We start from the raw sequence: 24398 nt of genomic DNA on the forward strand, positions 1-24398 counted from the left end.
GATTGAGGCGTGACATCGCCTTCCGGACGAATTGCACGGGGTTCCCAAGTTGCCTTGATTTCAAACGCAGTTGGGGCAAAGGGGGTGGACGGCCGCGCCCGGCGGTAGCAGGGTGTGCCCCGGAATGCGCGGCCACAGCGCACAGCACGGCACCCGAAGCGTCGAAGGGAGCGGTGAAGCGATGACCGACCAGGTAGAGCCGGCAGCGGGCCCCGGAGCCAGTGGCCCAGGACCCGACGGGGCGGGATTCACCTACCGCGCGTCCGAGCAGGAGCTGATCGTCGTCGCACGGCCCGAGGCCCGGCTGCGCGCCCAGGCCGAGGGCGTCCGCTCGGCGGCGGGCTCCGACGTGTCGGCCCTGAACATGTTCCTCAGCGACGAACAGCTCGCCCTGGAACCGCTGTTCGGCAACGAGGACCGTCTGCGGGGCCGGGAGCACATCGTGTCGGACGACGGCGACGACGTCCCCGACCTGGCGCTCTTCTACCGCGTGCGCGGCGGCGGGAGCAGGGCGCAGGAGCTGCGCTCGCGCATGGCGGCGCTGCCGGGGATCGACACGGCGTACGTGAAGCCCGGCGCCGTACCCGCGTCGCTCGGCTCGACGGACCGGCCGCAGCCCCCGCCCCAGCGCCAGGCGGGCCCGTTCGGGTCGCCCGACGCCGGCGAGTCCGGGCGCCGCAAGGAAGGCGCCCCCGTCACCCCCGACTTCACCGGCCGCCAGGGCTATCTGCGCCCGGCGCCCGAAGGCGTCGACGCGTACTGGGCGTGGCAGCGGCTCGGCGGTTCGGGCGAGGGCATCACGGTGATCGACATCGAGGGCGCCTGGCAGCTGAGCCACGAGGACCTGACCGGCAAGCTCGCCGGGGTGGTCATCGGAACGCCCCTTCAGGACCTGGCCTGGCGCAACCACGGCACCGCGGTGATCGGCGTGATCGGCGGCGACCGCAACTCCGTGGGCATCACCGGCATCGCGCCGGAGGCCATGACCGCGGCGGCCTCCTTCCAGCCCCTCGGCACGGCGGCCACGATCCACGCGGCGGCGGAGCGGCTCGGCCCCGGCGACATCGTCCTGATCGAACTGCACCGTCCGGGACCGCGGTTCGACTTCGAGCCGCGCGACGACCAGCGGGGCTACATCGCCCTGGAGTGGTGGCCCGACGACTACGCGGCGATCCGGCACGCCACCGCGAAGGGCGTCATCGTCGTCGGGGCGGCGGGCAACGGAGCGGAGTCCCTGGACGACGCGGTGTACGAGCGCAGGCCCGACGAGTTCCCCGAGTGGTGGCGCAACCCCTTCAACCCCTCCAACCGGCCCTCGCGCGCCGTCCTGGTCGGCGCGGGCGCGCCGCCGCCCGGTACACACGGCCGCGATCACGGCCCGGACCGTTCGCGCCTTGGGTTCTCCAACTACGGCGCCCGCGTGGACGCGCAGGGCTGGGGCCGCGAGACGACCACGACCGGCGGCTCATGGAACCAGCCGGGCGACTTGCAGGGCGGCGCCGACGAGATCGCCTGGTACACGGACACGTTCTCCGGCACCTCGTCCGCCTCACCGGTCGTCGTCGGCGCCCTGGCCTGTCTGCAGGGCATGCTGAAGGCCGCGGGCCAGCAGCTGATGACGCCGGACCGGGCGCTTGCGGTGCTGCGCTCGACGGGTTCGCCGCAGCAGGACGCGCCGGGCCGCCCCGCCTCGCAGCGGATCGGCAACCGTCCCGACATCAAGTCGGCGGTCACGAACCTGCTGCCGTCGGCGGTGGGCTCGGGCCGGGCCGAGCGCTACTGGGACGAGTTGCTCCCCTATCCTCCCGAACTCCCGCCGCGCCTGCGGCTGTTCGTCGCCGGAGAGTGGCGCAACCTGAACGACCCGACCCCCGACATCCGCCAGGCGGTGCACGCCGCCTTCGCGGGAGGACACCCCGACGTACGCGTCTGGTTCTCGGACGACGAGGTCGTCGGCCTGGTCGTCACGGGCTGAAGCACTCACGTGAAGCACCACAACCATTGAGGGAAGGTGGCATTCGCATGAGCACCACCCCGTACATGAGCCCCATGGAGCAGCAAGGCCAGCAGTACGGTCCACAGCAGCAGTACGGCCCCCAGCAAGGGCAGGGCCAGGGACAGGGCCAGCAGCAACAGGGCAGGCAGGGTCCGAGCACGGCGCCTCCGCAACAGCAGGGCGGCTCCCAGCAGTTCGGCCCGCAGCAGCAGCTCCAGCAGCTGGGCCGGCAGCAGCCCTACCAGCAGCTGCTCCAGCAGCTCGGCCAGGAGAGCGTCCCGCAGGCGCAGGCGCCGGAGATCTCCACCCAGGCGGTCTCGTCGGGCATCGCCACAGCGTTCTGGGACGTCGTCCAGCCGCTGCCCGGCCAGTCGTCGGTCCTCTACTTGATGATCGACAACGCCTGGAAGGCGTTCATCAACCCCAGTCAGAACACCCACGTCGCGGTCCAGGAAGCCTTCGCCCACGGGCAGCAGGTGATGGGCTACTACGACACGACCAACCCGTCCTATCTCGTGGCCATCGTGATCACCACGAAGTGACACGGGGGCGGTGACGGACCGCGGCGCCGGGCGGAGTCCTTCCCGCCCGGCGCCGCTCCCTGCCGCGAACCGGCGACCGGCTCACGCGCAGGCTTACGCGCAGCTGAACTTCGCCGCCGCCCAGTCCCCGTGGTCCCCGCTCTTGGAGCCGTTGGTGTCGGTCACCTTCAGCTCCACGTGCCGGGCCCCGCTCACGTCGACGTCCACCGGCACGGTCGCCGACGCCCCCGTCACCTTGGGCGAGGTCCACAGCACCTTGCCGTCGGCCTCGACCGAGAAGGCCACCTCTCCGTAGCCGTTGATCTCGTCGTCGATGCCCACGTCGGCAGTGAGCCTCGCGCACTGGCCGCCCGTGTAGACCTCGATGACGGAGTCGGCGTGGGTGCCGAGCCCCTTCTCGTACGTCTTGCCCGCGAGGGTCAGCGTGCGGCCGTCATCGGCGCCCGACTCGCCGTTGCTCCGGTCGCGTTCGGCGGGCCCGTAGCCGTTGGTGGACTTCAGCCACACCATGTCGCTCGCCCAGGTGTCACCCATCGGCGCCGGCGGCATGACGGCGACCGCGATCCGCTGGGTGGTTGTGCGGTCCTGGCCCGCCGCGCGGTGGCGGGCCGTGGCGTTCAGCGGCTGTTCGCCGGGTTCGGCGACCTTGTGCGGGGTGACGGCGACCTCGACGCGGCGGGTGGTGCCCGCCGCGACGCGGTCGGCGTGGGCGGTGCCCGCGGTCCAGCCCTCCGGCACGTCCAGAGTGACGTCGACGCCGGTGGCGTCCCGCGTCCCCGCGGTGATGTCGACGGCGACCTTGCCCGCCGTGCCCGCGCCGAGCTCCTGTCCGGCGGGGGCGCTCAGCGTGGCGCTGGCGCCGGGCACGGCACCGCCGACCGCGCTGGTGTCGTCGAGCTCGATCTCGAACGCCCGGTCCGTGCGCAGCGCCGCCGTCTTCACCTTGACGACACCACCCCGGTCGTCCCGGTCGTAGAACCAGCCTTGCGCCGCCTTCTCGTACGCCGTCTTCGACGTGAACCGGGGCAGTTTGTCGCCGCTCAGCTCCACGCGGCTCGGCGCGTCTCCGGTGTGCAGGGTGAACGCGTAGGGCCGCTCGGTCTGCTTGCCGCTGTACTCCCCCTTGCTCGCGCCGATCCGCACCCGCACGTCGCCCGCGCCGGAGCGGGGCGCGTCGACGTCGGCGCGCTGGGTGGCGTACTTGCCGTCCCGGTGCTGCCGGGTCACGCCGTCGTCCTCGTACAGCTCGAAGGAGGACCTGCCCTGCGGGTAGATGTCCCAGGCGAGCGGCGAGTCGGCGGTGCGGTCCTTGTAGGACCTGATGCCGCCGGGCCACATCGGCACGGTGGCGCCGCCCTTGACGAAGAGCGGCAGGGTGTCGAGGGGCGCGCTGTAGCCGTCGACGGTCGTCGGGCCCTGATACGTACGGCCGCTCCAGTAGTCGGTCCACGTCCCCTTGGGGAGGTAGATGCCGTCCCGGACGGTCGTGTCCTTGTAGACGGGCGCGACGAGGAAGTCCTCGCCCGCCAGGAACTCGTACTTGGCGGCGTCGGTGGCGGCCTTCGGGTCGTCGGGGTGTTCGAGGGCCAGCGGGCGCACGGCGCCGACGCCCGTCTTCGTCGCCTCGTGGCCGTGCGAGTAGAAGTAGGGCAGCAGCGACTCGTGCAGCTTGAGGTACTTGCGGTTGATGGAGGTGTACGGCTCCCCGTACCGGAAGGGCTGCTTATCGGTTGCCGCCCAGCCGTCCATCGTCATCGTGACCGGCAGGAACGACTTCCATTGCAGATCACGCGCGTACGTCTTGGCGCTGCCGCCGAAGATGCCGTCCACGTCACCGGTCGTGTAGGCCAGGCCGGACATGGTCGCGCCCGCGTACGTGGGGATCTGCCAGCGGATGTACTCCCAGCTGCCGCTCTGGTCCCCCGACCACTGCACTCCGCAGCGCTGGGCGCCCGACCAGCTCTCGGGGGCCCAGGTGAAGCCGCGGGCGTCGCTGTTGTCCTCGATGCCCTTGTAGGCGTCCTTGCAGCCGTCGAGCGCCTTCTTGTAGCCGTCGCCGACCCAGGCGACGTCGAGCTTGGCGACGCGCTGGCCCGCCTCGACCTGCTCTGCGATCGTGTCGAGGCCGTCCTCGGTCCACAGGCCGAGCTGCATGTCGCGGTCCTGGAGGCCCTTGGCGGTCTCGGCGAGGTCTTCGTAGCCGCAGCCGTAGCCGTCGTTGACGAGCATCCAGCCGTTCGGCATGTCGTGCTTCAGGTACTCGTCGGCGACCTTCAGGGAGTCCAGGGTGTGGCGTTCGCCCTGGTTGGCGTTGTGGAGATAGCAGTCCGCGTCACCGATCTCCAGGCCATAGACGGGCGGCAGGAAGGGCTTACCGGTGAGTTTCGTGTACTGCCCGATGACGTCCTTGGCGGCGTCGCTCCCGCGGCCCGCGAAGTAGTAGGCGTCGAAGCGCTGTTCCTTCGCGGTGGCCGTCACCGGCTCGGCGAAGTCGTAGGTGTTGGGGGCGTAGGTGTTCCGGAAGACTCCGTAGCCCTTGGAAGACAGGTAGAAGGGCACGGAGTTGGGGTGCCCGCCGTCGTCCCAGTTGTAGTCGACGCTCACCTCGACCTTCTTGCCGCGGTGCGAGGTGTTGCCGCGCCCGTTCTGCATTCCGGCGCCGTAGTACTGCTCGTCGGCGCCGCGGGCCAGGCTCTGGGTGGTGGCGTCCTTCGTCCAGCTCAGGCCCTTGGACTCGGCCCAGACCTGGGTGCCGTCGGCGCGGTACAGGGCGAAGCGCAGCGGCGACTTGTAGGCGCGCAGGGTGACTTCGGAGGTGCCGAGTTCGTAGCGGTCGCCCTTGTCGGCCCATTTGGTGCGGGGCGGTTCACCTTGCGGCAGGACGATGTCCTTGCCGGTGGGGTCGGTGAAGTCGCCTTCAGGGGCGAGTTCGAGCCGGAACGTCTCCTTCGATACGAAGCTGACGCGGGCCTCCGCCTTGCCCGCCGTGAGGCGGTAGACGGAGCCGTCGGCGGCGAAGTCCGTGACGTCCCCGACCGTGGTCGCGGGATCGTCGGCGGCCTGCGCGGCGCTGCCGCCGGGACCGGCGAACACGGCGAGAAGGCCGAGCAGGGCGGCGGCGACGGCCGCCCGTCTGAGGCGCGTGGGTGATCTCATGCCCGGTGGTCTAGCGCCTCGACGGGCGCCAGGGCCATGGACTTTGATGGGCCGCTCCTGGATTTCCGGGAGCGGCCCATTTCGGTGAAGCGGTGGCCTGGGAGCTACGAAGCGGTGGCCCGGGAGCTACTGGAGCTACAGGGCCACGCCGAGCAACGCGTCCACGGCACGCGATACGACGCCGGGGGCGCCCTCGTCCGTGCCTCCCTCGGCGTCCTGGCGTGCGGCCCAGCGGTCCACGGCGGCGAGCGCCGCGGGAGCGTCCAGGTCGTTCGCGAGGGCGTCGCGGATCTCCTCGACCAGCGCCTCGGCGTCAGGTCCGTCGGGACGCGAGACGGCGGCACGCCACCGGCCGAGGCGCTCCACGGCCTCGGTCAGGACGGAGTCGGTCCACTCCCAGTCGGCGCGGTAGTGGTGGGCGAGCAGCGCGAGGCGGATGGCGGCCGGGTCGGTCCCGTCCCGCCGCAGCTTCGACACGAAGACGAGGTTGCCCTTGGACTTGGACATCTTCGCGCCGTCCAGGGCGACCATCCCGGCGTGGACGTACGCCTTGGCGAAGGGGTACTCACCGGTGAGGGCCTGGGCGTGCGACGCGCCCATCTCGTGGTGCGGGAAGGCGAGATCGGAGCCGCCGCCCTGCACGTCGAAGCCCATGCCCAGGTGGTCGAGGGCGATGGCCACGCACTCGATGTGCCAGCCGGGGCGGCCACGGCCGAGCGAGGCGCCGTCCCAGCTCGGCTCGCCCTCGCGGGCGGCCATCCAGAGCATCGGGTCGAGCGGGTCCTTCTTGCCCGGACGGTCCGGGTCACCACCGCGCTCGGCGGAGAGCAGCTTCATCGCGGCGGCGTCGAGACCGGACACCTCACCGAAGTGGGGGTCGGACTCGACCGAGAAGTAGACGTCGCCCTCCAGCTCGTAGGCGGCGCCCATGTCCCGGAGCCGTTCGACGAGCGGCACGATGCCGGGTATGGCCTCGACGGCGCCGATGTAGTGCTGCGGCGGGAGCAGCCGCAGGGCGGTCATGTCCTCGCGGAACAGCGCGGTCTCGCCCTCGGCGAGCTCGACCCAGTCCTTGCCGTCGCGGATGGCACGTTCCAGGAGCGGGTCGTCCACGTCGGTCACGTTCTGGACGTAATGAACCTGCCGCTTGGTGTCGAGCCACACGCGCTGCACGAGGTCGAACGCGTTGTAGGTCGCCGCGTGACCCATGTGGGTGGCGTCGTACGGAGTGATGCCGCAGACGTAGATACGGGCGACGGGACCGGGGTCAAGGGTGACAAGACCACCGGTCGCGGTGTCGTGGATCCGGAGGTCGCGGCCCTTGCCAGGCAGGGCGGGGACCTCAGAAGCGGGCCAGGCATGCATGCCATGAGCCTAACCGGACGGAGCGTCCGTATACGAGTGGGGGGCCTGCGGGCGTGGGCGCCTTGGGCGGGGCCACTGCACCACCGCTTCGCGGCGGATCTTTTCCCACCCACCCACCCGATCACCCGGCAGCAAGCCAGCCCGATCGCCCGCCCCCGTTGTGGGCAGGCGTTCCGCAGGGCGGAACGGGTGGGCACAACGCCGAAGCCTCGGGGGACCGGTTAAACCGGCGGCCACGGGATGGCCGGCCACTCCCCGCCGGGTGCGGGGTGCTTCCCGGACGCCAGCAGGGCGTCCACCCTGGCGCGGAGCGCGTCCACCTCGACCCCGGTGATCAGCTTCCCCAGCCGCAGGGCAAGCGGCGCCTCGCCCGTGAGCCCGTCCCGCAGGGACTCAAGCACCGCCACCGCCTCGGCGGAAAGCGGCTCCCCCGCCCACCCCCACAACAGCGTCCGCAGCTTGTCCTCGGCGTTGAAAGTGACCCCGTGGTCGATGCCGTAAAGGCGGTCCCCGTCTGCCAGCAGATGCCCGCCCTTGCGGTCCGCGTTGTTGATCACCGCGTCAAGGACAGCGAGCCGCCGCAGCCGCTCGTCGTCCGCGTGCACGAGGAGCGCCGTCCGCCCCTCCCCCACGTCCGCGAAACCGATCGCCTTCCAGCCCTCGGACGGCTCGTCCCCCTCGACGAGGGCGAGCAGCTCGGGCCCCCGCTCCTGAGAGCCCTGCTCCTGAGAGCCCTCGATCCACAACTGGACCATGCCCTCGCCGTGCGGCCCGTCCCGCAGGACGGTCGGCGGGACCAGGCCCCACCCGGTCGCCTCGGAGACCTCGTACGCGGCCATCTCCCGCTGTGCCAGCGTCCCGTCGGGGAAATCCCACAGGGGGCGCTCCCCGGCGACCGGCTTGTAGACACAGGCGGCTTCCTGGCCCTCGTACGAGACGGAGCAGTAGAGCACGGCGTTCGAGGCCTCGCGGATCCGTCCACGGACGGTCAGCTCGCCCCGGGTGAGCAGTTCCACGGAGTCGGCGCCGGAGTCCGGGCTCACGCTCCCCGCCGGTATCCGTTCTGCCGCGGGCATACGTGTCCTTCCGGGTCGAGCGGGAGGCTGCACAGCGGGCACGGCGGCCGCCCCGCGTTCACGACGTCGAGGGCGCGCTTGGCGAACGCGCGCGCCTGGGCCCCGGTGAGCCGCACGCGCAGCATCGGCGGCCCGTTCTCCTCGTCCTGCAGAAGCCTTTCCTCGGCTTCGGCGAGATCCTCGTCGGACTCGGCGTCGAGCTCGACCAGAGCCTGCGCCTCGACGATCATCCGCTCCTCCTCGCCGTCCCAGGCGAGCGCCATCGTGCCGACGCGGAACTCCTCCTCGACGGGTGCGTCGAGGGGCGCGCTGTCACTGACCTCGCTGGGGGCGACGGCGGGCACGGGGGTGTTGCCGCCGCTGCGCCGCACGACCTCGTCGAGCAGCTCTTCCATGCGTTCGGCGAGCGCGGCCACCTGGGTCTTCTCCAGGGCGACACTGGTCACCCTGACCCCTGCGGAGGCCTGGAGGAAGAAGGTACGCCGTCCGGGGAGCCCGACTGTTCCGGCCACGAAGCGTTCCGGCGGGTCGTAGAGGAACACCTGACGCGACACGTCCTGTCTCCATTGGGATCGACTGCGGTTGATCATTTGCGCCTGTTCGGCGCGACGACTGCACCCTACTGCGGGTGACGATCACGGTGCTCCCGCATCGCCACCCACCGCCGCGTCACTGCCCGACGGCTCCGCGCGGGGCGCGAGCGACCCGAAGTCGCCGGTGTCCCCCAGGCGTACGAGGAAGGGGCGCAGGCGCGTGAAGCGGATGGCGGTGACGGAGCAGGGCTCCACGGAGATGCGCTGGAAGAGGTCGAGGTGGAGTCCGATGGCGTCCGCGACAAGGGACTTGATGATGTCGCCGTGCGAGCACATCAGGTAGACGGCGTCGGGGCCGTGATCGCGCTCCACGCGCGCGTTCCACTCGCGTACCGCCTCGGCCGCCCGCGTCTGCATGGCGCGCATGGACTCGCCGCCCGGGAAGGCGGCGGCCGACGGATGCTGCTGTACGACCTCCATGAGCGGCTCGTCGGAGAGCTCGGCCAGCTTGCGGCCGGACCAGTCGCCGTAGTGGCACTCCCCGATGCGGTCGTCGGTGTGCGCCCGCAGGTCCGGCCGCGCGGCGAGCAGCGGTGCGACGGTCTCCTGGCAGCGCTGCAGCGGGCTCGTGACGACTTCGGCGAGCGGCAGGTCCGCGAGGCGTCCGGGGAGCGCGGCGGCCTGTGCGGCGCCGCGCTCGTCCAGGGCCACGCCGGGGGTCCACCCGGCGAGCAGGCCCGCGGTGTTGGCGGTGGATCGTCCGTGCCGGACGAGGATCAGCGTGGGCATGCGGGCCAGCCTAAGCCGACGCGGGGGTGCGCCCCGAGCGGAGGTTCGGAAGAATGCGCTCCGTGATCGTGGACTGCGCGATGTACCGGGACGGGCTCCGCACCGAGTGCGATGCGGACTTCTCGGATGCCCTCGGCGAGGCACGCGGCGCGGGGGACGCCTTTGTCTGGGTGGGCCTCCACGAACCGACGGAGGCGGAGTTCGACGAGGTCAGCAGGGAGTTCGGGCTGCATCCGCTGGCGGTGGAGGACGCCTTGAAGGCGCATCAGCGGCCCAAGCTCGAGATGTACGACGACTCGCTGTTCGTGGTCCTGAAGCCGGTCGTGTACGAGCCGGACAGCGACGCCGTCTCGTCGGGCGAGGTCATGGTCTTCATCGGCGACGCCTTCGTGGTGACGGTCCGGCACGGCGAGGGCTCGCCTCTCGGTGCCGTACGCCATCGCATGGAGGCGGAGCCCGAGATGCTCAGGCACGGGCCCACGTCCGTCCTGTACGCGATCGCCGACGCCACGGTCGACCACTACCTGGACGTCGCGGGCGAGCTGCAGACCGACCTGGAGGAGCTGGAGGCGGAGGTCTTCTCGCCCGACAGCGGGGGCAGCCGCAACACGGCGTCGCGGATCTACCGGTTCAAGCGGCAGATCGTCGAGTTCCGCCGGTCCACCGGACCGTTGGCGATGCCCATGATGCGCCTCTCCGGAACGGGTCCTTTCGCGCCTGACGTGCCCTTCGTGAAGGACACCGCCCAGCCGTTCTTCCGGGACGTCAGCGACCATCTGACGCGCGTGAACGACTGGGTGGACAGCCTCGACCGCCTGGTGTCCGACATCCTCTCCGCGCACCTGGCGCAGATGAGCGTGCGGCAGAACGACGACATGCGGAAGATCTCGGCGTGGGCTGCCATGGCAGCGGTCCCGACGATGATCGCGGGGGTCTACGGCATGAACTTCGACCACATGCCCGAGCTGCGCTGGGTGTGGTCCTACCCGGCCGTGATCCTGCTGATGGTCGCGATCGAGATCTCCCTCTACCGGCTGTTCAAGCGCCGCGGCTGGCTCTAGGGGCCTTCGGGCGGCTCGGCTCAGGCGAACGACGTGGCGGGCCCGCCCAGGGCGTCACGTCGCTCAGGCATCTTCAGGGACACCATCCGCCGCCAGCCGCCGAGACGTTCGTACGCGTACATGCCGTTGACCCCCGCGGCGAGCGCCGCGGACTTGGGTTTCGGCCAGTCCAGGATGCGTCCCATGTGGCCCATCACGGCGAGGCTCACGTCCCGGTACACGCGCGTCTCGGCACGGGCGCACTCGTGCAGGGTGTCCAGGATGGTCCGCCCGTGTCCCTGGGCCGCCAGGCGCAGCAACTCCTCGTGGCAGTACGCCAGGTGGTTGTCCTCGTCGTGGCAGATCATCTTGATGGCCTTGCCGACCTCGGGGTGGTCGCCGAAGTACGTGACGAGCATGTCCATCTGGTCGGCGGCGCGCTGTTCGGTGACACGGCTGTGCGAGAGGTAGACGACGACGTCCCGCTCGGTGAGCGGCTCCTCGCGGCGGAGCTTCTCGTGCGCGAGGCCGATGCCCTGCCGCTCGAGGAGCATGGTGTAGTCGGTCTCGGGCGGTACCGGGACGGGCTCCAGGCCGCGCTTCTTCAGGAGGGCGTTGAAGATGCGCCCGTGCTTGTCCTCGTCGGCGCCGTGCCGGGTGACTTTGTGGGTGAGGTCGCGGTAGCTCTCGGGCAGAAGGGCCGCGATGCGCCCGTTCTCCCAGCCGCCCTGCGACTCCCCGCTGGCGGCGATGGAACAGAAGAGCTGGAACGACTCGTCGTTGTCGAGGATCTCCTCGAAGACACTCCTGGCCGAAAGCATCAGTGGCACCTCCATGTCCGCCGCGCGAACCTCCGCAAAGAACAAGTCAAATGCGGTGGCGCGGGTGTGGCAACAGCTACCGCGGAGAGCTCCGCCAAACGAAGGACAGTTGGCCCCGGACGGGCCCGTAACCGAGGGGCGCCATGACGCGTTGTGCCCCGTGACGGCCGTGGCGGGGAAGACCCCCGAGCCCCCACCACGGCCGCAGAACTTCTCCCCCGGGTTACGCCAGTCCGGCGCGCTCCAGCGCCTGCGTACCCGCGCGCAGGGCCGCGATCCGCTCATCCAGCGTGAAGCCGGCCGGCGCCAACGTCAGCGTGGTGACCCCGGCGGCCGCGTAGGCCTGCATCCGCTCGGCGATGCGGTCCACGGAGCCGAGCAGCGTGGTCGAGTCGATCAGCTCGCGCGGCACGGCGGCCGCCGCGCCCTCCTTGTCGCCGGACAGGTACTTGTCCTGGATCTCGGCCGCTTCCTTCTCGTAGCCCATGCGCTGGGCGAGCTGGTTGTAGAAGTTCTGCTTGCGGCTGCCCATGCCGCCCACGTAGAGGGCTGTGTACGGGCGGAACATGTCCGCGAGGCCGCTGACGTCGTCGCCCACCGCGAGCGGCACCGTCGGGACGACGTCGAAGCCTTCCATCGTCTTGCCGGCCTTCTCGCGCCCCGCGCGCAGGTGGCGGATCGCGGTCTCCTCCAGGTGCTCGGCCGAGGGGAAGATCAGCAGGGCGCCGTCGGCGATCTCGCCGGTCTGCTCCAGGTTCTTGGGGCCGATCGCGGCGACGTAGAGCGGGATGTGCTCGCGCTGGGGGTGGACGGTGAGCTTGATGGGCTTGCCCGGTCCGTCAGGCAGCGGGAGCGTCCAGTGCTCGCCCTCGTAGCTGAGGCGCTCGCGCGTCATCGCCTTGCGGACGATCTCGACGTACTCGCGGGTGCGGGCCAGCGGCTTGTCGAACTTGACGCCGTACCAGCCCTCGGAGACCTGCGGTCCCGAGACGCCGAGGCCGAGGCGGAAGCGGCCGCCGGAGAGCGAGTCGAGCGTGGCGGCCGTCATGGCGGTCATCGCGGGCTGCCGTGCCGGGATCTGGAAGATCGCGGATCCGATGTCGATGCGTTCGGTCTGCGCGGCCACCCAGGACAGCACCGTCGCGGCGTCCGAGCCGTAGGCCTCGGCGGCCCAGCAGACCGCGTAGCCGAGCTTGTCGGCCTCCTTGGCGACGGCGAGGTTGTCCGCGTCCATCCCCGCGCCCCAGTAGCCGAGGTTGATCCCGAGCTGCATGGCCGAATCCCCTTACTGAGCAGTAACGTCCCTGTGCCGGGGACTGTAGCGCGTGGGTGCGCGGCCCGTCAGCGGCGGGCGTGCGGGTGGCCGGGGGGGTGAGCGGGTTTTCCACAGGCACGGGTTTGTCCACAGCCCCTCACGCCGCTGGAGCACGGCCAGTAATCTCAGCGCCCATGGAGCAGAGGCATCTCGGCCGTACCGGCCTTCGCGTGTCCCGGATCGGACTCGGCACCCTCACCTGGGGGCACACCCAGGAGAGCGACGCCGCCGATCTGCTGAAGGTGTTCTGGGAAGCCGGCGGCAGCCTCATCGACACGGCTGATGTGTACGGCGACGGGGAGGCCGAGTATCTGCTCGGCCGCCTCATAGAACGGCTCGTGCCGCGCCGCGACCTGGTCATCGCGACCAAGGCCGGCAGCGTGCCCGACCCCGACCGCCGCTTCGACGGCTCACGGGGCCACCTCCTCTCGGCGCTCGACGCGTCCCTGGCCCGCCTCGGTACGGATTACGTGGACCTGTGGCAGCTGCACGCCTTCGACCCCTGCACGCCCCTGGACGAGACGCTCCAGGCCCTGGACATAGCCGTCAGCAGCGGCCGGGCACGCTATGCGGGCATCTCGAACTTCTCCGGCTGGCAGCTCGCCAAGGCCGCGACGTGGCAGCTCGCCGCCCCGGGGACACGGACCCGCCTGGCCAGTACGCAGATGGAGTACTCCCTGCTGCAACGCGGCGTCGAGCGGGAGCTGCTGCCCGCCGCGATGGACCTCGGCGTGGGCCTGCTGCCCTCGTCGCCGCTCGGCCGCGGGGTGCTCACCGGGAAGTACCGCCACTCCACCCCGGCCGACTCGCGCGGCGGCTCCGAGCACTTCGCGCCGTTCGTCGCGCCCTATCTCGACGACGCCGCGGGCCGCATCGTCGACGCGCTCGCCACGGCTGCGGACGGCCTCGCGGCCACGCCCCTCCAAGTAGCCCTCGCCTGGGTGCGCGACCGCCCCGGAGTGACCGCGCCGATCGTCGGCGCGCGCAACGCGCAGCAGCTCACGGCCGCATTGTCAGTGGAGACCCTTAGTCTTCCTGACGAGATCTGCCAGGCGCTCGACGACGTGTCGGCGCCCGTGCACCGCTACCCCGATCAGGACTGGAGCACGCTGTGAGTACGGAGCCGGAAACCGCTGCCGCGCAGGAAGCGGAGGGGGCCGCTGCCGCGGAGGCGAACGGGGCGGGCGCCCCTGAGCCCGAGGGCGCGGCCGACACCGCCGGCACCGACGAGGCGGCCGAAGCGGGCGGCTCCGCCGGGCCTGAGGACGCCGCCGAAAGCGACGCCGCCGCCGAGGGCGAAGCCACCGCGGAGAGCAAGGAACTCTCCGAGACCGAGGCGGAGATCGCCGCCCAGCGGGAGCTCCAGGAGCGGATCGCCGAGCGGAAGGCCGCCAAGCAGGGGCCGGTCGACGCCGGGGCCAAGCTCAGCGGCAAGGCCGCCGATCTGCTGGCCGCCGTGCGCGCGGTGGAGAGCGGAGAGAAGCCGGTCGCCAGCGCCTTCAGCGAGCCCGAACCCACGCCCCGCAAGGCCGCGCCGGAGCCCGTGCGGCGGCCTCAGCCCGTCGCGGCGGCCGCCTCGGGACCCGGCGACGAAGCCGTGGAAGCGGTCCGTGCCGTCCTCGCCGACGGAGGGGCACCCGCCACCCTCGCCGCGCGGACGGCGGCAGTGCTCGGCGAGGGCGCCGATGCCCAACTGCGCGAGGACCCCTGGCAGTTGCTGCGGGTCGGCGGCGTGCGCACGGAGCAGGCCGACGGATTCGCGCGGGCGCTGCTCGGCGCGGAGTGCGGGCCCGACGACGAGCGCAGGGGGCGCGCGATCACCGCCTGGCTCCTGGAGCAGGCGGCCGTCGCGGGACACACGGCCCTGGACGCGGCGGCGCTCACCGCGGCGCTCGGCCAGCGCGCCGTGCCCGATCCGGACGCGGCGGTGCAGAGCGCCATCGCGGAGGGCGACATCCTGGTCTTCCAGGACGCCATCGAGACGCCGGGGGCCCCGGCACCCGTACAGGAAGAGGGCGACGGCGAGGGTGAGGAGACCGAGCAGCCGGTCCGCGTCCTGGTCGGCCTGGAGCAGTACGCCCTCGCGGAGGAGAGCCTCGCCGACGGGCTCGCCCGCGTGATCAACTCCCTGCCCAAGGAGGAGAGTTCGGGCCCGCAGGCCGCCGACTGGGAGTCCGCGGCGGGCGAGGCGTCCGGTTCCACCGCCGAGCTGATCCGCGCGGTGGCCGGTCACGGGCTCGTCCTGCACACCGGCGGCGAGGCGGCACGCGCCGAGCCCGCCGCGCTGGTGAGGGCCGCCGCGGGTCTCGGCCTGCGGGCGTGGGCGGCCACGCACAGCGCCGGGGGGCGCGGTCGCGTCGCCGGGCTCATCGGTTCGGACGAGACGGGCGCCGCGACCGTGGCGGGGCTGCTCTCCGGGGCCGAAGGCCCGGGGCGGGACAGGGACGGAGCGCTCGCCCTAGACCTCCTGGTGGTCCTGGACGCGCCGCAACTGGACGTGGAGACCGCCGCGATGCTGGTGGAGTCCCTGCCCGACGGCGCCCGTCTGGTGCTGAGCGGCGACCCGGGGGTGCTGTGGTCGGCGGGCCCCGGCCGCGTCTTCGCGGATCTCCTCGCGGCACGCTGCTGCCCCCAGGTCGTCTCGCGTGTCCCTGACCCCGGGCCCATCGGGGAACTGGTCTCCGGCATCGGCATCGGCGAGCTGAACCAAGTCGAGGCGCCGGGCAAGGAAGTCGTGATCGTCCCCGTGCGCGACGCGGGCGAGGCGGTCCACCGCACGGTGCAGCTCGTGGCGGACTCGGTGCCGCGCGCGATCGGGGTGCCCACGGAGGACACCCAGGTGATCACTCCGGGGCACGGCGGAGCGGCGGGCACACGCGCGTTGAACACCGCGCTCAAGGAGCGGCTGAACCCCGGCCCCGGCCGGTTCGGCGGCTTCGACCCCGGCGACCGCGTCGCCCACGTCCCTGCGCCGGGGCGTACGACTGTGGGCCGCGTCCTGCGGGCCGACGCGGAGGGGCTGCATCTGGAGTGTGACGGCGCCCCCGTCGTCGTACCGAAGGAGCAGGTGGAGCAGACGGTGCGGCACGCGTGGGCCCTCACCGCGCACCAGGCCGTGGGCCTGAGCTGGCCCGCGGCGGTCGTGGTGCTGCCCGGTGACGCGACCGCGGCCTTGAGCAGGCCTTGGGTCTACACCGCGTTCAGCCGCGGTGAGCGGCACCTCTCGGTGGTCCAGGGCGCTGAGCAGGCGCTGCCGCGCGCGGTGGCGGAGATCCCCGCGAAGGCCCGTACGACCCGCCTCCAGACCCTCCTGCGCCCGCAGGTCCCCGCCACGGCCTGAGCCGGGGCGGGGCCCTGAGGGGTCAGCGATCCGCGTCCAGGGGGCTTCTGACGTCCACCTCGTCGACGTCGTCCACCTCAACGTCGTCGTCGGTTTCGTCGGCGTCGTCGATCTCGTCGAGTTCCTCAAGGACCGCCACGGCGTCGGGATCGACGCGGAGATGGACGTCGGCGTCGGCGTCGATCCCGTCGTCGTCCGGCTCGTCGTCGAAGACCGCGCTGACGTCGAACCGGCACACGACTCGGTGCGGGTCCGCCTGGTCGAAGGGGGTGTCGAGCCACTCCCCCGGCTCGGCGGGTTCGTCCGCCGCGGTGACCCAGAGCGTGGAGTCGCCCTCCTCCAGGCCGAACTCCTTGTGCCGGGAGGCGATCTCGTCCGGTTCGAACTCACCGAAGAGGACGCCGAGCGCGGCGTGCACGCTGCTGCCGGCCGCCGCGGCCGCGGGACTCTCGCCCGCCGTGCCCGCGTCGAGGTCCGCGACCCGCTGGGCCTGCGCCAGGAGCCGCTGCGGCTCCGCCACGGCATAGTCCCTGCGGATCAGCACGCTGAGCGCGTTCGCCTCCTCCGGGCCCTGGTACGGCGGCAGCACGCCGCTGTCCGAGCCGGGGATCTCGAAGGGGGTGACCTCGTCATAGCGGTCGTAGAGGAGCTCGTCGTACTCCTCGGCCGCGGCGGCGAGCTCGTTGAACGCTTCGTAGACGGCCGGGTCGTCCTCCCCCGACCTGCGTTCGACCGCGGCAAGGTGACGGTCGAGCGCGGTCTTGACCGCCTCGGCGGCGGCGCGTACCTCGGCAGCGGTGGGCTGCGCAGCATCAGACATAGTGCAGACGCTATCCGTACCGGGCCTGTACTTGCACAATAGATGCGATGCCGGAATACGAATTTGTCGACGTGTATGTGCCGCGCGGGGTCACCCGCAAGGAAGCAACGCGCCTGCTGACGGACCACGCAGAGTACGGACACTGGGAGTTGGACCGCCTGAGCCTGCACGCCGACGGCAGCCGCAGAGTGCGGCTGAAGCGGCGGATCATCCGCCAGCTGCGGGCCACTTGGTGATGTGAGAGAACGAGAAGGGAGGGCGCCCCGACCATGCGGGACACCCTCCGTTCTCCGTACCGGATCAGGCGCCGACCAGCAGCCTGATCCTGATCAGGCGGCCGACCGCGTCCTGCGGTACAGCACCGTGCCCGCGAGCAGCATGCCCGCGCCCACCGGCAGCACGACACCGACCGGCAGCTCGCTGCCCGTCTGAGCGAGCGTCTCCGAACCCTCGGGCTGCGCGATGCTCTGCGCCCCCGGCTGGTTCGGCATCGCCCGGTCGTCCCCCGGCTTGCCACCCGGCGTACCAGGCTTCCCCGGCTCTCCCGGCTTCCCCGGCTCTCCCGGCTTCCCCGGCTGTTCCGGCTCCCCCGGCCCGCCGGGCTTCTCCGGCGTCTCCGGCTTCTCCGGGCCGCCCGGCGGCTGCTCCGGCTTCGTGGGCGGCTTCCCGCTGCCCGGCGGAGTTCCCTCGCCCGAGTCGTTGACGCAGTCGTTGCCGCCGGTCGCGTTGCCGAGACCGCCGATGGTGACGCTGTTGCCGCAGACGTTCACCGGCACGTCGACTGGGAGCTGGACGTTGTTGCCCGAGCCGACGCCGGGCGAGTCACTGGTGTGCCCGTCCGCCGACGACCCGCCTCCCGAGGGCTTGTCCGAGCCGCTGCCGCCGTCGTCGGAGGTGTTGACGCAGTTGTTGCCCGCCGCGGGGTTGAGCACCCCGACGACGTTGACGCTGTTGCCGCAGACGTTCACCGGCGCGTCGACCGGGAGCTGGACCGAGTTGCCGGACAGCACGCCCGGAGAGTCCGATGCGCCCCCGCGGGCGCCCGAGTCGGCTTGCGCGTATCCACCGCTGATGGCGAGCACGCCCGTCGCGGCCGCCACCGTGATCAGGCCTTTACGAGTGACCTGTCGCATAGGTATTCCCTGCCTTCGACCTTCAGGAATGCGTACGCGCCTCGGGGCGCGCACACGGAATGCCCGAAGGCCCCGGAGTGCATGGCGTGCACTCCGGGGCCCAGGGACTCAGACCCTCATGGGGTGAGGCACTGCAACGTCACTTGTTGACGCAGGTGTTGCCGAAGGCGGGGTTCAGCAGCCCGATCACGGAGACCGTGTTGCCACAGACGTTCACCGGCACGTGGACCGGCGCCTGCACGACATTGCCCGAGAGCACGCCGGGGGACTTCACGGCGGCACCCTGAGCACCGGCGTCGGCAGCGGCGATACCCGCACCCGCGAGCACGAGACCACCAGTAGCAGCCGCAGCAGCGACGATCTTCTTGATCATTATTCCTCCTTGTTGGCAATGCGATCCCAGCCGCGGACCGCACCACCTGTAACGAGGAGGACGTATTGGGGCTACGAGCGTATGGTCGCTTTCACTCTTTTCAGTCAAGTACGCACGCGCTGACGATTATTGAAGCGTTCAGGACGCGTCGATGAACCGGTCGAGCACGCGTACACCGAACTTCAGGCCGTCCACCGGCACCCGCTCGTCCACACCGTGGAACATGCCCGCGAAGTCCAGCTCCGGCGGCAGCTTCAGCGGCGCGAAGCCGAAGCCGCGGATGCCGAGGTCGTCGAAGGACTTGGCGTCGGTGCCGGCGGAGAGCATGTACGGCACGGCGCGGGCGATCGGGTCCTCGGCCTGGAGCGCCGTCTGCATGGCGTCGACGAGCGCGCCGTCGAAGGTGGTCTCCAGGGCCTTGTCCGCGTGCACGTCCGTCCGCTTGACGTTCGGGCCGAGGAGCCGGTCCAGGTCGGCGAGGAACTCGTCCTCGTACCCAGGCAGGAAGCGGCCGTCGACGTGCGCGGTCGCCTGACCGGGAATGACGTTGACCTTGTAGCCCGCGCCCAGCTGGGTGGGGTTGGCGGTGTTCTTGAGCGAGGCGCCGATGAGCTTGGCGATGCCGCCGAGCTTGGCGAGCGTCTCGTCCATGTTCTCGGGGTCGAGCTCGGTGCCGAGCGCGTCGCCGAGCTCGTCCAGGAAGTGCCGCAGCGTCTTGGTCACCCGCACCGGGAACTTGTGCCGCCCCAACCGGCCCACTGCCTCGGACAGTTCGGTGATGGCATTGTCCTTGTGGATCATCGAACCGTGGCCCGCGGTGCCGTCCACGGTCAGCTTCATCCAGTGCATGCCCTTCTGGGCCGTCTCGATGAGGTAGAGCCGCAGGTCCTCGTTGACCTGGTAGGAGAAGCCGCCGACCTCGCTGATGGCCTCCGTGACGCCCTCGAAGAGCTCCGGGTGGTTGTCGACGAGGTAGCGCGCGCCGTACGTGCCGCCGGCCTCCTCGTCGGCCATGAAGGACAGCACGATGTCGCGCGGGGGCTTGCGGCCGGTGCGCATGCGTTCCCGGACGACCGCGAGGGTCATCGCGTCCATGTCCTTCATGTCGACGGCGCCGCGGCCCCACACGCAGCCGTCCGCGATCTCCCCGGAGAAGGGGTGGTGCTTCCAGTCCTGGGCGTTCGCCGGTACGACGTCGGTGTGGCCGTGGATGAGCAGCGCGGGCCGGGAGCGGTCCTCGCCCTCGATGCGGGCCACCGTGGAGGCGCGGCCGGGGTGCGACTCGAAGATCTGGGGCTCCAGTCCCACCTCGGCGAGCTTCTCCGCGACGTACTCGGCGGCCTTGCGCTCCCCCGGGCCCGAGTGATCGCCGTAGTTGCTCGTGTCGATGCGGATCAGATCGCGGCAGAGATCGACGACCTCGTCCTCGCCGGTGACGGCCCGCGGCCGGTCCGCGTCGCCCGCCCTGTCGGCCCTGCTCGGCTCGCTCACGATGGTTCCTCCCGCTATCGCTGCTGGTGGTCCTCTTCATCCTCCCGCGTCCACCCTCCGACGCCCAAGGCCGGGCACCCGCCGACATACGCCGTTCACGTGCCTGACCTGTGTGATCAGAGGCCCCCGAATGTTTGCTATGGTTTTCCACGTCGCCGCGGGAAACCGCGACAGACCACCGGTCCGGGTGGCGGAATGGCAGACGCGCTAGCTTGAGGTGCTAGTGCCCTTTATCGGGCGTGGGGGTTCAAGTCCCCCCTCGGACACAGAGAAACACCGCGAAGAGCGGGCCAGGGAATCCTGGCCCGCTCTTCGTTTTGGCCGGGTTCACCCCTGGCCGTCCCAGAGGCCCCCGTGGCGCCGATGCGCCGGGGTGAGGCCCTGGGTGAAGTACTTGTCGTAGTACTCGTTCTCCACGTGGTGGGCCTGCAGCCAGACTCCGGGCACGTGGATCGCGTCCGTGTGGGCGGGGAAGCGGCGGTGCGTGCGGAGGATGTACGTGCAGATGTCGCGGGCGCACTCGATCACCCGCTCCTCGTACTCGCTCGCCTCGGCGAGGTAGCGCTGGCCGTAGTCCTCCCGGTAGATGCGGGTGAAGACGTCCTTGTCGCCGTAGACGCCGCCGGGGCCGAACTTCTCGCGGATCACCGAGTCCACCGCGTCGGACATCGACGCGAAGGCGGGCGGGCACATCGCGGAGATCAGCTGCTCGCCGCCGGGTGCCTTCAGGCCCACCGGGTGCGAGCGCACGTTGGCGTACTTGGGGAGCGGGATGTGCCAGCGCCACACGTCGGCGGGGCGCCAGCGCGGGGTGACGAAGGTGAAGCCGAGCATCTTGCCGTAGGCGCGGGAGAACTTCGGGTCTCCCAGGGCGATCTGGGGGTTGATGGAGGCGTGGATCCAGGCGCCGAGGCCCATCGCGTCCGCCACCAGCATCAGGTTCTGGAGCAGCAGGTCCGCCTCGATCTGGGTGCGCAGCGGGCCCAGTGCCCCGAGCGGCAGTTTCAGTTTCTCGTTCAGGAAACCGTTCTTGATCCACTTCTTGACGCCTGCCGGGCGGTAGAAGTTCCGGTCGTCCACCAGCGTGGGCCGTGCCCCGTCCGGCTGCGTGAGCAGGTACATCAGGGCGTTGATGTACTGGTGGGACAGGTCCACCACGGGGAACAGGATCGTCGTGCCCGGCAGGTTGGACAGGAAGCGGTTCGAGTCCAGGTAGGCCGGGAAGTCCCGCAGGCCCTCCGCCACGTCCAGTCGGTGGTCGAGGACCTTGACCTTGGCCTCCCGTGCGCGGGCGGTCAGGGTCGCGTCGTCGAAGGGTTCCTCCGGCGCGGGCGGCAGCTTCCTCAGGTAGTACGTGCCGGTGTCGTTGATCAGGAAGAAGTGCGTGCCCTGCGCGTTGTCGGGGCTGCCCGCCGTGCGCCCCGCCATGGTCAGGTTCGGCTTCGCCATGATCGGCTTGCCGTTCCGCGGGTCCTCGAAGGGGCGGTCGGGCATGGTGAGACCCGTGCAGCCGGTGAGGGCGATCAGGACCGCCTCCTCCAGCTCCGTCAGCGGCTGCGGAGGGTCCTTGGAGACGTAACTCATCGATCCCGCGGGGACGGTGGCGCCGCGGCTCACCCGGTGGGTGCGGCGGCGCCAGACCGTCTCCAGGAGGGGGCGTACGAAGAGGTCGGCGAGCCCGGGGTGGTGGCCGTTCGCCCGGCTTTCGGGCCCGGGCTCAGTCGGAGGCATCGCCGGCTCCGTCCCGAACCGGCTTGACCTGCCGCCACGGCGCGAACGCGCTCGCGTCGCGGGGCAGCAGCCCGGCGAGTTCCGGGGCGTGCCGCTGGATCACGGACTTCATGCCGCTCTTCTCGACCCATTCGATGCCGAGCGGTGTGTAGATCTCGGGGCGGTAGTCGACGGTCAGGAAGCGGTCGCTCTGCAGGCGCCGCGTCGCCATCAGGATGAAGATGCGGAAGGCCGTGTCGCTGAAGCCGAAGCCGGTCGGCGGGTTCTCGGCGAACAGGCCGACCACGGTGTCGATCTCGTCGACCGAGCTGTAGACGTCCTTGAGGCGCGCGACGGTCTCGGGGTCCTGGCTCAGGTCCTCGAAGCGGCGGATGCGCGGCTTGTGCAGGCCCACGCGGAAGTCGTTGTAGCGCGGCACGCCCCGCCTGCGGGTGCGGACCAGGTCGACGACCGACAGGTCGATGATCTCGCCGTCGCGCTCGAAGCGCTGGAGCGCGCGCGGGAAGTTGTTCAAGGTGATCGCGCCGGGGTGGGCGATGCCGAACGAGTAGAGGGTGTCGGCCAGGCCCGTCTTGCGGATCGCGGCCTCCGCCGCGCCGCCCTGGATGTCCTGGAAGGTCAGGCTCTCCAGGCGCTGCCCGAAGTGGTGCTCGCGCATCACGTAGTCGTCCGGGATCAGCGGGTGCATGCGGTAGACGGTGACGAAGTCCTCGGTGAGGGAGTACGGCGCCGCGTGGTGGTCCGGCAGCGTCTTGGGGATGCCGGTCAGCGAGTGGGACTCCAGGAGCCACAGGCCGAGCTTGTTGAGCCAATTGTTCGGCGGGCCCTCCCAGTTGGTGTGCAGGCCGAGGTCGATGGCCTCGGTGGCGAGGATCGCCGGGGTCCACTCCACCGTGTGGATCTTGGCGATGAGCGCGGAGACGACCAGGCGCGCCGCGTGATAGATGCTGTCCTCGCTCATCGCCGGGTACTCGCGGCGCATGGCCGCGCAGACCGCGTTGTGTTCGCGGGCGAAGAGCGTGTGCATGGCGCTGAGGCCGAGCCACCAGCTCTCGTTGAAGCCGGTGAGCGGGATGCCGTTCTGGCCGATGGGCAGATGGCCTTCCTCCAGGCGGAGGTTCGCGCTGCCGTCGGGCTCGCGCAGGAACTTCGCGGTCTGCTCGTCGGCGCCGTACACCTCGGAGCCGTCCCACCAGTGGGACGCGGTGTTGGCGAAGAGGATCGGCGGCTTGTTGCCGGGGAGCTGAATGCCTTCGTTCTCGGCGAAGCGCATCACGTTCTCGGGAGGCCCGCCGGGGGTGTTGTGCCAGGTGCTGCCGGGCGGCAGCGGGACCTCGACGGACTTGGTGCCGACTGGGTAGCGGCCGTGGTTGACCCAGTCGTGGACCTGGAACTGGATCCAGGCGGCGGCCAGGATGTTGAGCGAGGTCGCCGGCACGAAGGTGTCGCGCTGAAGGAGTTGGCGGCTGACGGTGACCGGGTTCGGGGTGTCGAAGAGGTCGGGCCGGTAGTCCGGCTTCAGGTTGCGTCCGAAGGCGGCGCCCACGGCTCCCATGGAGGGCGCGGAGAGGTCGTTGTGCGTCCCGTCGTACGACCGGGCCGTGCGCAGCCGCTCGTCGACCGGCGCCGGAACACGGACGGCCTTCGGCGGGGCCTCGTGGACGTCGGTGTCGATGAGGTTGAGGCGCCGGAGCGCCTTGCGCAGGAAGACCAGGTTGAGCAGGCTCGCCTCCAACGGCAGCCTGTGCCACGGCACATAGCGGTTCAGCGCGGCGAAGAACCGTCCGATGGGGATGCCGAGCACCGTGTTGCGCAGCGGCTCCGGGGTGCTGAAGCGCAGGCCCTGACGGTGGGCGGCGCTCGCTTCGTACGCGGCCTTGCGGGCGCGGTTGAGATTGCCGAGGGGGCGGAATTCGTCGGTCGTGTACCAGGGGTTGAAGGCGAGCTCCTCGACCCGCCCCGCCGCCGCCTGTGCCTCGGCGGTGGTGAGGTCCTGGCGCGGAATGGTGAGGCGTCCGACGGGCACCGCGGGGGCGACGGTGTCCTTCCACTCCACGGAGCCGTCCTCGATGGGCGTGCGCTGCTCGTCCACGTACCGCTGGACGCACAGGTCGAAGGCGACGTCCGACGTGACGAGGCGGTGCGCCAGTTCGCGGTGCAGGAAGCCGGGGTCGCGGCGCTCGGGCTTCGGCTCGGGGGCGCTGCCCACGACGGGGCGCAGGAGGTAGCGGACGGGGCCCGCCTCGCCCCAGAGGATGGCACCGCGGCTCCAGTACGTCTCCCTGGCTAGGCTGTTGACCTTTTGCCGGGTGGCGGCCTGGATGTTGCGCCGCATTCGGGTCGCGGTGGAGAGCCCGACGGCCAGCGGGAGCTTCACGAACAGGCCGAAGGCCTTCTCCAGCGTGCTGTTCGCGCCCCCCATGGCCTTGGCGAAGGCGACGAACTCGCGGGCGTCGCGGGCGTGCGACACCGGGAAGTTGGTGGCGAGCAGGTCGTGGCTCTCCTCGTCCGACACCGTCACGCGCACGGCCACGCCCCGCAGATCAGCCGCGGCGTCGGGCTGCCGGGTGCCGCTGGCGTTGGAGAGCCGCACGGTGGCCGCGTAGTCGGCGCCAGGCCTGGCGAAGCCGCTGCGCAGGGCCTCGGGCAGGTCCTCGTGGAAGGTGAGGCGGGCGTTCTCCACACCGAGCGCGGGTTTCGCGTGCTGGGTGCGCGCGAGAGAACCGGCGCCGCTGGTGCGCCGGTTCTTCGCCTGGACTTTCATGATCTCGCGGGCCAGGCGCTCGAAGAGGCGGCGCTCCGCCTCGGGGCTGCCGCCCACGTATCGCTCGTAGGTCTGCTCGTACTGTCCGCTGTCGGCCATCAGGAGCTTCCTTC

General features: G+C 71.1%; 19 protein-coding genes and 1 tRNA gene. 7 read left to right on the forward strand and 13 right to left on the reverse strand.

Annotated elements, in window-relative coordinates:
- Positions 1-181: 181 nt before the first annotated feature.
- Positions 182-1975, forward strand: a complete 1794-nt coding sequence (locus ACWGI2_RS37960; protein ID WP_453700423.1) for a S8 family peptidase — start codon at positions 182-184, stop codon at positions 1973-1975.
- A 47-nt stretch (positions 1976-2022) separates the two neighbouring features.
- Entirely contained in the window at positions 2023-2538 is a 516-nt protein-coding gene (locus ACWGI2_RS37965; protein ID WP_453700424.1) for a hypothetical protein, read from the forward strand.
- A 93-nt stretch (positions 2539-2631) separates the two neighbouring features.
- Here the strand turns inward: ACWGI2_RS37965 and ACWGI2_RS37970 are convergent, their stop codons facing one another.
- From ACWGI2_RS37970 to ACWGI2_RS37990, 5 genes are all read right to left on the reverse strand, one after another.
- Positions 2632-5694 (reverse strand): NPCBM/NEW2 domain-containing protein, encoded by a 3063-nt coding sequence (locus tag ACWGI2_RS37970; RefSeq protein WP_453700425.1) that lies wholly within the window; start codon positions 5692-5694, stop codon positions 2632-2634.
- A 135-nt stretch (positions 5695-5829) separates the two neighbouring features.
- Positions 5830-7059: a cysteine--1-D-myo-inosityl 2-amino-2-deoxy-alpha-D-glucopyranoside ligase gene (gene mshC / locus ACWGI2_RS37975; protein WP_453399375.1), complete on the reverse strand. Its 1230-nt coding sequence runs from the start codon at positions 7057-7059 to the stop codon at positions 5830-5832.
- Between the two features lie 221 nt (positions 7060-7280).
- A complete protein-coding gene (locus ACWGI2_RS37980) occupies positions 7281-8135 on the reverse strand; it encodes an SCO1664 family protein (RefSeq protein ID WP_453700426.1) in 855 nt (284 codons plus the stop codon).
- Complete coding sequence (locus ACWGI2_RS37985) at positions 8099-8689, reverse strand: DUF3090 domain-containing protein (RefSeq protein ID WP_453399373.1); 591 nt, start codon at positions 8687-8689, stop codon at positions 8099-8101. The genes ACWGI2_RS37980 and ACWGI2_RS37985 overlap by 37 nt, the downstream gene beginning before the upstream one ends.
- An 81-nt stretch (positions 8690-8770) precedes the next feature.
- Positions 8771-9457, reverse strand: a complete 687-nt coding sequence (locus tag ACWGI2_RS37990) for a histidine phosphatase family protein (RefSeq protein ID WP_160504050.1) — start codon at positions 9455-9457, stop codon at positions 8771-8773.
- Between the two features lie 62 nt (positions 9458-9519).
- Between ACWGI2_RS37990 and corA the strand changes: the two genes are divergently transcribed.
- On the forward strand, positions 9520-10518 hold the full coding sequence (gene corA / locus ACWGI2_RS37995; protein WP_453399641.1) for a magnesium/cobalt transporter CorA: 999 nt from the start codon (positions 9520-9522) through the stop codon (positions 10516-10518).
- Positions 10519-10538: 20 nt separating this feature from the next.
- Here the strand turns inward: corA and ACWGI2_RS38000 are convergent, their stop codons facing one another.
- Positions 10539-11318 (reverse strand): ferritin-like domain-containing protein, encoded by a 780-nt coding sequence (locus ACWGI2_RS38000; protein ID WP_453399372.1) that lies wholly within the window; start codon positions 11316-11318, stop codon positions 10539-10541.
- Between the two features lie 223 nt (positions 11319-11541).
- Positions 11542-12591: an LLM class F420-dependent oxidoreductase gene (locus ACWGI2_RS38005; protein WP_453700427.1), complete on the reverse strand. Its 1050-nt coding sequence runs from the start codon at positions 12589-12591 to the stop codon at positions 11542-11544.
- Positions 12592-12767: 176 nt separating this feature from the next.
- On the opposite strand from ACWGI2_RS38005, the gene ACWGI2_RS38010 reads away from it, so the two are divergent.
- Both ACWGI2_RS38010 and ACWGI2_RS38015 read left to right on the forward strand, forming a co-directional pair.
- The gene (locus ACWGI2_RS38010; RefSeq protein ID WP_453399370.1) at positions 12768-13748 is read left to right on the forward strand and encodes an aldo/keto reductase; all 981 of its coding nucleotides are present in this window, start codon (positions 12768-12770) and stop codon (positions 13746-13748) included.
- A complete protein-coding gene (locus ACWGI2_RS38015; protein ID WP_453700429.1) occupies positions 13745-15973 on the forward strand; it encodes a helix-hairpin-helix domain-containing protein in 2229 nt (742 codons plus the stop codon). Before ACWGI2_RS38010 ends, ACWGI2_RS38015 begins: the two co-directional genes overlap by 4 nt.
- A gap of 22 nt (positions 15974-15995) precedes the next feature.
- Here the strand turns inward: ACWGI2_RS38015 and ACWGI2_RS38020 are convergent, their stop codons facing one another.
- Complete coding sequence (locus tag ACWGI2_RS38020) at positions 15996-16793, reverse strand: hypothetical protein (protein ID WP_453700430.1); 798 nt, start codon at positions 16791-16793, stop codon at positions 15996-15998.
- A 47-nt stretch (positions 16794-16840) separates the two neighbouring features.
- Between ACWGI2_RS38020 and ACWGI2_RS38025 the strand changes: the two genes are divergently transcribed.
- Entirely contained in the window at positions 16841-17029 is a 189-nt protein-coding gene (locus ACWGI2_RS38025; RefSeq protein WP_190082655.1) for a DUF5703 family protein, read from the forward strand.
- Between the two features lie 93 nt (positions 17030-17122).
- Here ACWGI2_RS38025 and ACWGI2_RS38030 read toward each other — a convergent pair whose 3' ends face one another.
- The 3 genes from ACWGI2_RS38030 to ACWGI2_RS38040 form a co-directional block, all read right to left on the reverse strand.
- Positions 17123-17926 carry a chaplin family protein gene (locus tag ACWGI2_RS38030; protein ID WP_453700432.1) on the reverse strand — a complete coding sequence of 268 codons (804 nt, stop codon included), beginning with the start codon at positions 17924-17926 and terminating at the stop codon, positions 17123-17125.
- 139 nt (positions 17927-18065) lie between these two features.
- The gene (chpH, locus tag ACWGI2_RS38035) at positions 18066-18299 is read right to left on the reverse strand and encodes a chaplin ChpH (protein WP_453399366.1); all 234 of its coding nucleotides are present in this window, start codon (positions 18297-18299) and stop codon (positions 18066-18068) included.
- 138 nt (positions 18300-18437) lie between these two features.
- Entirely contained in the window at positions 18438-19790 is a 1353-nt protein-coding gene (locus ACWGI2_RS38040) for a M20/M25/M40 family metallo-hydrolase (protein WP_453399365.1), read from the reverse strand.
- Positions 19791-19971: 181 nt separating this feature from the next.
- Here ACWGI2_RS38040 and ACWGI2_RS38045 point away from each other — a divergent pair.
- Positions 19972-20056 (forward strand) — tRNA-Leu (locus ACWGI2_RS38045).
- 61 nt (positions 20057-20117) lie between these two features.
- Here the strand turns inward: ACWGI2_RS38045 and ACWGI2_RS38050 are convergent.
- Together ACWGI2_RS38050 and ACWGI2_RS38055 are read right to left on the reverse strand one after the other, a co-directional pair.
- A complete protein-coding gene (locus ACWGI2_RS38050; RefSeq protein ID WP_453700434.1) occupies positions 20118-21521 on the reverse strand; it encodes a hypothetical protein in 1404 nt (467 codons plus the stop codon).
- Positions 21508-24384, reverse strand: a complete 2877-nt coding sequence (locus tag ACWGI2_RS38055; RefSeq protein ID WP_453700436.1) for a peroxidase family protein — start codon at positions 24382-24384, stop codon at positions 21508-21510. The genes ACWGI2_RS38050 and ACWGI2_RS38055 overlap by 14 nt, the downstream gene beginning before the upstream one ends.
- Positions 24385-24398: the final 14 nt, after the last annotated feature.

It is taken from the genome of Streptomyces sp. NPDC054866 (assembly GCF_053610745.1).